The organism is Flavobacterium sp. LHD-80 (assembly GCF_030929605.1).
Lineage (GTDB): Bacteria > Bacteroidota > Bacteroidia > Flavobacteriales > Flavobacteriaceae > Flavobacterium.
The window spans coordinates 145,042-155,366 of sequence record NZ_JAVFVS010000007.1 but is presented as its reverse complement, the minus strand read 5'-3'; the positions used below and the strand labels follow the sequence as shown (position 1 = coordinate 155,366).

At 38.4% G+C, this 10,325-nt stretch carries 3 protein-coding genes; 2 read left to right on the top strand and 1 reads right to left on the bottom strand.

Annotation, left to right across the window (positions count from 1 at the left end):
* Positions 1 to 3,625, bottom strand: a 3,625-nt coding sequence (locus RB619_RS11505; RefSeq protein ID WP_308097517.1) for a putative Ig domain-containing protein, incomplete at its 3' end; no start/stop codon positions are given.
* A 309-nt stretch (positions 3,626 to 3,934) separates the two neighbouring features.
* Here RB619_RS11505 and RB619_RS11500 point away from each other — a divergent pair.
* Positions 3,935 to 4,405, top strand: coding sequence for a regulatory protein RecX (locus RB619_RS11500; RefSeq protein ID WP_308097515.1), 471 nt, complete (start codon positions 3,935 to 3,937; stop codon positions 4,403 to 4,405).
* Between the two features lie 468 nt (positions 4,406 to 4,873).
* Positions 4,874 to 10,273, top strand: a complete 5,400-nt coding sequence (locus tag RB619_RS11495) for a T9SS sorting signal type C domain-containing protein (protein WP_308097513.1) — start codon at positions 4,874 to 4,876, stop codon at positions 10,271 to 10,273.
* The last annotated feature ends 52 nt before the right edge of the window (positions 10,274 to 10,325 follow it).

The following is a 10,325-nucleotide window of genomic DNA, read 5'->3' as shown; positions in this document are numbered from 1 at the left end:
CTGCAACTGAAGTCCCTGTAGGAGTACCAGAAATTGCTCCGGTTGACCCGTCCAATGAAAGACCGCCCGGAAGAGCAGGGCTCACAGTATATGCAGGTGCAGGAGTACCAGGCGTGATTGTAACTGTATTTGATGTAATAGGTGTATTGTAGCAGTAGACCGCTGTCGGAGTACTGTAGCTCAATGCTGACGGAGCTCGGTTTACCGTAATATTTACCGTTGCTGTTGTACTGCCGCAAGAATTGGTCGCAGTGATTACATAATTTGCTGCAGCCGAACTTCCCGTAGGAGTACCAGAAATTGTTCCGGTTGACCCGTCCAATGAAAGACCGCCCGGAAGAGCAGGACTAACAGTATATGCAGGCGCTGGAGTACCAGGCGTGATTGTAGCTGTATTTGACGTAATAGGTGTATTGTAGCAGTAGACCGCTGTCGGAGTACTGTAGCTCAATGCTGACGGAGCTTGGTTGACCGTAATTGTTCCTGTAGCATCAGCAGACCCAATACAAGGGCCTGTTAAAGGAATTGTATAAGCAAAGGTTCCAGATGCCGTTGGTGTTCCGCTGATAGTTATCACATTCGATGCCCAAGCTGCCGTAACTCCAGCTGGCAATCCTGTTGGAGTTCCTATTCCCGTTGCATTTGTAGTAGCATGCGTAATTGCTGTTAATGTAGTATTAATACAAAGTGTTGGTGTTGATGACGCTGTACCAGCCACTTTACCAATAGTAAGTGTAAATGTTTTAGGCGCACTAACACATCCTGCTGCGGTTTTTACTTTTATAGTGCCGGTATAAGTTCCTGCTGGTGCATTATCTGGAACATCTAATACAATAGGACTACTAGATAAAGCTCTGTCAAAAACATCAATAAGGTAACCATTAGGCGTCCAAATTATAGTATATGTGCTCGTGCCACTAGTACCAGTAGACGTGTAAGGTAAATTTACTGTTGAATTTCCAGAAGTCCCTGAACAAATTGAGATAGGACTAGTGGGTGTAATGACTACCGAATTTGAACTAAATGTATAAGCTCTACTACCACATAGACTCGATCCGCAAGTATTTGTATAACGAGCATAGTAAGTTCCTGTAGATGGAGGATTGTAAGTAACTCCTGTAGCCAGTACCGTCCCTCCACATGTTGAAAACCATTCCACATAGGTACCTGGTGTTGTTGACGCAGGAACTGATAATGTAGAACAATTAAGTGAAATTGTTGGAGCCGTAGTTGGGGCAGATATAACTGGGACAATAACTATAGTAGCGTCTGTATAAATTCCTGAGGTTACTGTTCTTCTATAATAAGTAGTTGTCGTAAGATTACCTGGCGTATAGTCTTTGGCGTTACTTGTACCTGTAACAGTTGTATAAGGTCCATTTACATTCGTACTTTGTTCCCATAAATAAGTATAAGAAGTACCATTTCCTCCTGTTGGAATAGAACCAGTTATTATACCTGGACTAGTATTCGAACAAATAGGCAATGCATAAGTAGCCACAATACTATAGGTTTTGATTGTTCCTGAACATGGATCTCCAAAAGCAGTATTAAAAGCAACACCCGTACCCGGAATATTTGCAGTTGTATTCCCTAATAGTCCTGTAGTTACCGAACGGCTATTTGTAGCATGACAACCACCAATGGTATAATTAGGAGCTGTTCCTCCAGGAGTACCGTAACTAGCAAATTTTGTATTTATAAAAACATATCCATCTGGAGCTGTAAGTGTTAAAGGACCAGTATTTTCACCAACCGAAGCGAATAAATTAGACGTCGAATTATTATATGCGGCGTAGTTATTATCTATTAAAGAACTAACGTTAATTATACCTGTAATTCCGGCTCCAGCTATAAAATAAGTGTCATTTTTATTCGTCGCTGCTGACGTTGTTGATCCCCATGAACCCGAAACAGGTCCTGAACCGTGCAATAATAGTGTTTTTGCTCCGTGTTTTATAAAATTTCCAAGATTGGCTTGAACAGGTGAAACTATTGACCAAGTATTGCTTACTGTTGTAGTCGCTCCTAAAGTTTTTGTTCCAGAACCTGAAAGTGTTAAATTATTGTAAGTTATTTCTGCACCACCCAAACTCTGATTTCCCGTTCTATAAAACTCAACAGTACTACTCTCGGCGGTAAAAGTACTACCCGTGCCCGTTATATTTCCTCCAATTCTTAATGTACTAGAACCTCCATTTAGTGTACCTTGGTTTCTCACCCAATTTCCAGTAATCGTATGTGTCAAACCACTACCGAGACTTAATCTACCTCCTGACCCATCTATCGTTAAGCTACCTGCAGTTACACTGCCTGTTAATGTTGCTATTGCTCCTGTTGTTTTTGACATTGTTATTCCACCTGTTGTGGAAAAACTACCAATGCTTTGGAGGCCTGCACCAGATATTGTAATTGCTGAACTTCCTCCTGCAAATGTACCACCGTTATTGATAAAATCACCCGCAAAATCTAAAGCATAGTTGTTACTACTAGTTGATAATGTCGAGCCATTATTTATAGTTAAAGGCACACCAGAACTAAATGCCTTAGCTGCATTCAATGCAATTGTTCCTGTACTCGCAATAACTACTCCTCCAGATGCTACAAAAGTATTGATCCATTCTGCACCAGCCGCACGAGCAGTTGCTGTATTATATTGTAAAGTAGCTGATGTTCCATAAGTTGGTGCAACTGAAATTGTTGCACTGCCTTCCATAGAAAGAACATTATTGACCGTTGGTGCTGTAGCAAAAGTTTTCAAACTTGTTCCTGAAAGGGTTAAATTATCATAGATAGTAACTCGAGCCGCTTGAACATTATTACGGTTATAATTAACGGTAGATCCGCTTGCCGTAAAATTTGTATTAAAAACTCCATTATTCCCTGTAACATCAAACGGTGTTGCACCTCCCAAAAATAATGTTGGGTTAGAATTTCCAAGAACAATATTTGCATTTGATGCAGAATTATTAGCAGTAATTGGATCAATAACACCATTTACAGTAACATTCCCACTAGTCTGATTAAAAGTTGCATTATTTGTACCACTACCACTTCTACTACTTATAATATCTAAATCTCCAGAAATTGTTAGATTTGAAATTGTTGTTGTTAATGTCGTAGTTGCTGTTGCTGTTGGAGAAACCGATGTACCTGTTGATACAGTATTCACTGATATAGTACCCAAACCAGATATTATTGCAGCACTTGAAGCTCCCGCTAAAGAATTTAAAGCTAATATTCCTGTACCACCAGAAGCGGTTGAAACAGTTAAAGTAAATCCGGAATTAACTGTCAGTGTTGCAGATGCTCCAGTAAAATTAATTGAACCACATGCGGCTGCAGCTGTAACGGTAATTGTGTGACCATTTTGAATATAAACAATATCACCAGCAACAGGTACCGAAGCACCACCCGTACCTCCCGAAGTTGCACTCCAAGTTGATATTGCATTCCAATCTCCTACTGTTACAACAGAATATCTTGTCGCTGCATTAGCAAACGAAACAACAAAAAACATCCCCAAACAAAGCATCCTCAAACTCAGGTTAAAAGATCTTTCTTTAGAAGAAGTAGAAAAATTTAAAAATAAAGAACGAACGAACAAAAGTAGTTTTCGAATCATATGGGGCGTGGTATTAAATTTGTTTTTGGCGTTAAAAAGAAACAAAACTGCATTGCAAATTTGGGGCAATACTTTAATTTTGGCTTTTAAAACTTAAATATAAAAGGCTAAAATCCTGTTTTTCAAGCAAGATCAAACCTGTGATATTATCGTACAAAAATATTATAATTCCGCACACACACAACATTTTTCCGCACACACACAACATTTTAACGATTTTATTTCTGAGAAAACGAAGAAAATTATCATAAAATTTAACATCAAAATGACTATTTTTAGCATTTATAGTTAAAATATAAGAAAAAACACATGAATTCAATTTGCACTCCAAAAGAAGCTTTACAGAAACTAGAACACTTTTGTGCCTATCAAGAGCGCTGTCATGATGAAGTGGTTTCAAAATTATACAGTCTAAAAATGACAACAGATGAAATTGATCTTATTGTAGTTCAACTAATTGAAGGGAATTTTTTGAATGAAACTCGTTTTGCCTGTTCTTTTGCAAGAGGAAAACATCGCATGAAATCTTGGGGAAAAATCAGGATTACAAATGAATTAAAACTTCGTAATATATCTTCAACAAACATCAACTTGGCATTAAAAGAAATTTCAAATGAAGAATATGAAATTACTTTTAATGAGCTTTCTGAAAAATGCTGGAACAGTTTGCAAGAAAAAAATCTACTAAAGAAAAGAAAAAAGTTCTGCGACTATCTTATGCGTCGTGGCTATGAAAGCAATTTTGTTTATGAAAAAGCAAAAGAGCTGGAGCGAGAATAATTTCCTTTTTTCTCACAAATTAAATCTTTATAACTTCTTCATAAACAAGTTATTTATCAGAAAATACTTTCCTATACAAATGTCATTTTGTTGCGAATTCGATAGCATAGTCGACGTTTTCCAGCGTAAAATTGCAAAAACTTAGCAATTTCATCTTCTATGTTGCGATTTTTCTTATATTAAATTTTAGCTTTTTATAGGAATTTCCACAAATTTAGCATTTTTGACATGCATTTCAACGATTAATTTAAACATTTCATCGATTAATCGGCCTTTCTAAAACCATCTTTTTTCGAAACTCGTAGATGTATATATCTTTGCTAGGTTAATTCCTATGCCAGCATAACATCCTGATTGAAACCACTTAACATGACTACTTGGCTTCTTTTTGGTGTTGCCTTTTTTAATATATGGTGGTATACGAACGTTAAACAAAACAAAATAAAAAAAACAGTTTTTAAAAATTAAATGCCACGATTTAATATGATTCGAAAATTACTTTTAAGTTTTTTATTTTTTTTAATTTCATTCTTTTCTTTCGGACAAACATTTACCGATTCGACACCAGGAACATCAAAAACTTGGACTGTACCTAGCGGGGTTACAAGCGTCACCTTACAAATATGGGGCGCAGGAGGCGCAGGAGGAGGTTCAGTAATTAATAAAGATGGAGGTTCAGGTGGTGGCGGTGGTGCATACGTATCTAAAACAATTACCGTAACTCCTGGAGAAATAATTACTTATTCCGTTGGTGCAGGAGCAACAGGGACAACAGATACTGGAGCAAACGGTGGCAATACAACATTAAGCACCGTTTCTGGCACAAATTTAGTCGCAAACGGAGGCTCAGGAGGAAAAAAAGCCGTTCAAAATGCAATTGTTTCTGGAGGTACAGGAGGCACTGGTAGTGGCGGATCAATTTCAAATGGATCAGATGGTTTAAGCAACTCAGCTGCAGCGAGTAGTAGCAGTAATGGTGGAAATGGAGGAAATAGTGGAAACACAGGAATCGGAGGATCTGGAGCAATTGGCAACAATGGAGGAAACGGAGGAGCAGGAACAAATCCAGGCGGCGGCGGCGGCGGCGGCGCAGCTAGATCATCCGTTAATGGTTTAGGAGGAAATGGAGGAAATGGACAAGTAACAATTACATATAGTTGCCCAACTTATTCAATAAACACTATAACTGCATCTGATGCATGTGAAGTTGGTAGACAATCAACAGTTACACTTACTTCTACTGCTCAAGGTTTACCAGTCGGGACTTATACAGTTGAATATTACATTTACGATTCCAACACAAAAAAAACTGCTTCATTGACTGTGACTTCTGCAGGAACAGGTACATTTACAGGGGACGTATCGGCTATTGGAGTAACTGCTACTGGAAGCATCACAGTTACTAAAATTGTTAGTTCAAGCTGCTCTACCACTCTTTCAACAACTTCGAACCAATTGAGAGTTATTGCCTCAAAAGGAAAACCGGCAATTCAAAATGGTTATTTTCAATGTGATAGAACATGGATTGCACAATGGAACAATGAGTCGGTTGATGGTTATTATTTAGACGTTGCATTAGATAATACATTTACTAATTTTCTGCCAGGTTATAACAATAAAGATGTTGGAAATGTGCAAGCATGGACTATATCAGGTTTACAATATGGAGGCATCTACTACTATCGAGTAAGATCAAGAAACTTATGTGGAGCAAGTCCAAATTCTGATACCATAACATTTAATATTTTAGGAGATGGCTCTTCGACACCTGGAACAATTTCAGGCGGAGCAACAACACTTTGTGTAGGAAGTACTACAACATTCACAATTAGTGGCAGTAACCCAGCAAATGGATCTTGGTCTATATTTAACCGAACTGGATCCGCTACGATATCAACATCTGGCGTGGTTACCGGAGTAAGCGCAGGAACTGTTCGAGTAGTTTTTACTACACAAAATGGCGGTGGTTGTGGTTCATCAACGTTTAAAGATTTAACAATTACAGGTGGAACTGTGGGATCTCCATCATCTACCCCAACTGTTTGTATTAATACTCCTTTAACCACAATTACTCATACCACTACGGGATTTACAGGAATAGGAACACCTACATTTTTACCTCCTAATGTTACAGCTAGCTTTAGTAATAATACAATCACAATAACAGGAACACCATCGGCTGCAGGAACATACAATTATAGCGTTCCTTTAAATGGAGGAACTTGTGGCACAGCAAACGCTACCGGAACTATTACTGTGACGGCTAATAATACCGCGGCAACGCCTTCATCAAATCCAACTGCATGTATTGGTACTGCAATGACAGCAGTTACAATTGCTACAGTTGGAGCTACCGGAATATCTAATAATGGTGTATCAGGAGCAAACGGTTTGCCAGCTGGAGTTTCAGCATCGTGGGCATCTAATACCATAACAATAAGCGGTTCACCATCAGTTTCAGGAACTTTTTCTTATAGCGTTCCTTTGACTGGTGGTTGTGGATCTGTCAATGCAACAGGAACCATAACTGTAAACGCTGCTCCAACATTTACTACTGCAACGCAAGCGAAAACCTGTGCAAATAGACATATAACATATGCTACTCAAACCGGAAAGTCTAACTATGCTTGGTCTGTTTCAGGAGTACTTAATACAGATTATAAAATTATTGACAGAGGTACGGCTACTGATAATTACATTGTAATTGAATGGTTAACTGTAGGATCAAAAACAGTGAGTGTTAACTATACAAACCCTTCTGGATGCAGTGCTTCTACACCGGCTACTTATACTACAGAAATCGTAATTTTAGATAAAGGTCAAGTTAATGGAGGAAAACACATTTGCCCTGGCGAAACATTACCAACATTAACATTTAATACTTACGCTGATCGCAATGTAAGATATCCTGATACATCAGTAATTTTAAAATGGCAATATAGTGATGGAAACAACACAAACTATCAGGATATTCTAGGTACTGCCGGACAAACTAGCTATACCCCAACATCAATCCCAGGATCAACTAGACAATACCGTGTTGTAGTTGATAATGGAACCTGTACTGACACATCAATTTACAGTGCAATTGACATTGACGCAACAACTGCAATTACAGCTCAATCAACAGCTGGGCAGACAGTATGCAGGGGTACTGCATTTACGCCTATCTCTGTTACTGCAGTAGGTACTACAATTAACAATGAAGCTACTCTTCGTTATCAATGGTATAGTAGTGCTCAAAGCAATATGTCAAACCCAACTTTAATAACTGGTGCAACAAGCAATACTTACACCCCACTTTCTGCAACAACAGGAACACTTTACTATTACTGTGTTGTAAGAGGCCAATGTGGCACAGTAACAAGTGCAGTTTCAGGTACTTTTATCGTAAACGCCAATACAGCAATCAGCAACCAGTCTACGGGTACGCAAACAAGATGCATGGGAACTCCATTTAATTCGATTTCTGTAACTGCTACAGGTGCAACTCTGACCTATCAATGGTACAGCAATACTGCACCAAGCACATCAGGAGGAACACCTCTTGGAACTTCAAACGGAGCAAATACAGCTATTTATACACCTCAGTCGGGAGTTGCAACAACATTGTATTATTACTGTGTAGTATCAGGAACTTGTGGCTCGGCAACGAGTGCAATCTCTGGAGCATTTATAGTAAACGCATTGCCAACAATAACAACAGCTGCAACTCCAGCACTAGTAACTGAAGTTTGCGCCAGTTCAGCATCTCAAACTACAGAATTAGCATATACAGGTTCAACAGGAAATGCTACAAGTTACAGTATTGATTGGGCATCATTAGCGGATCAAGCTTCTACACCTTTTACTTTTGCTGGAGGCGGAGGATCTGTAACCGGAATTACTGTTCCTGCTGGTACTGTCGCAGGAACCTATACAGGAGTAATGACAATTACAAATGGAAATACTTGTTCAACTAGTTTAAACATAACGCTTAAGGTAAATCAAAATTTTGTAGCACCATCGGTAACGACAATTGTACAACCAAATTGTAATACAGCAACAGGAAGCGTTGTATTAAGCGGCTTGCCTGCTTCAGGGTTTTTGCTTGTAAATGATGGGACAACTACAACTAGAATTTCTTTCTCTTCATCTACAATTTCAGGACTAGCTCCGGGATCGTACCGATTTGCTGTCGACAATGGATGTGCTGTTACATATTCAACAACACCGGCTGTAATCGGCATCAATACTTGGAACGGTACTAATTGGTCATATGGAACTAATCCAACTTCAACCGATCCTGTTATTTTTGCAGCTAACTATAATATAACAACCAATCAAACCTATTGTTCTGTAACAGTAAGCAATGATGCAGTTGTGACAGTAGATGGTGGAAAAACATTAACCGTTGCAAATGGAGTACATGTTGTTCCTGGAAGTCAATTAATTTTTGAGAATAATTCAAGTTTAATGCAGACTACAACGAGCAAAACTATAAATACAGGAAGTATTAAATACAAACGTAAAAGTACTCAAATCCGTCAGGCAGATTATGTGTATTGGTCAACACCAGTTTATAATATGCTTTTGGGAGCTGTTTCACCTTTAACAGATCCATCAAAAATGTATGCTCATAACGGTTCTGGGTGGATTTATAAGCCGGGAACTACTATTATGGTTGAGGGTAAAGGTTATATCATTCGTGGTCCAGAAGGAACTTCAAATACGGTGCGAAGTGATTTTGAGGCAACTTTTACCGGAACTCCTATAAATGGTGATATTACGAGCGAAGTGATGACAGGTAATAAATTTTATCTAGTTGGAAATCCATATCCATCTGCCTTATCTGCTGACGATTTTATAACTGGCAATCCTAATTTGACTGGAACACTTTATTTCTGGACACATAATAAACCAGTGGTTTTAGGCGGTGCTTACGAATATGGAGATGATGATTATGCCGTGTACAACTTAAGCGGTGGTACAGGAGTTGGTACTCCAGCGGGATCGGGTTCGATACCAGGAAACAACAACAGTGAGCCTACCGGATTTATTGGAGCAGGACAAGGTTTCTTTGCTGGTGTTCAGACAAACGGAACCATCACCTTTACCAATGACATGCGAGCTGGAGGATTAGGAACAGACGGAAAACCGTTGAATGGTCAATTCTTTAAACCTGGAAAAAGTAACAAAACGGCTGCTTTAGAGAAACACCGTTTATGGCTAAATATGACAAATACCCAAGGTGCTTTCAAACAATTGCTTCTTGCCTATGCTGAAGGAGCGACCAATTCTTATGATACCAGATACGATGGACAAACTTTTGACGGAAATCAGTATTTAGATTTTTACACTATAAATGGAACTACGAAATTGGCAATTCAAGGACGTGCGTTGCCGTTCGTAGATACTGACGTTGTTCCGTTAGGATATCGTTCTGCAATTGCTGGAGACTTTACAATTGCAATCAGCAAGACTGATGGGAATATGCAGACGCAGAAAATGTATCTTGAAGATAAAACTACAGGTAAAATCCACGATTTGACCGAAAGCAACTATACCTTTACAACGGCAATAGGAACCTTTACCGATCGTTTCGTTTTACGCTATACTAATAAATCATTAGGAACAGGCGACTTCGAAAATATCGAAAACGGAGTTTTGGTTTCTATAAAAGAGAAAACAGTAAAAGTGCTTTCATCTAATGAAAACTTGAAGGAAGTAAATGTTTATGATATTTCAGGAAAATTGCTTTACAACAAAACAAAAATTGATTCTAACGAATTACAAGTTTCAAACTTACAGTCAAGTAATCAGGTTTTAATTGTAAAAGTTACTTTAGAAAATGATTTTACAGTTTCTAAAAAGATTATTTTCAATTAAAACTTCCAAACAAACAATTAAAAATCCGACAGCATAAGTTGTCGGATTTTTA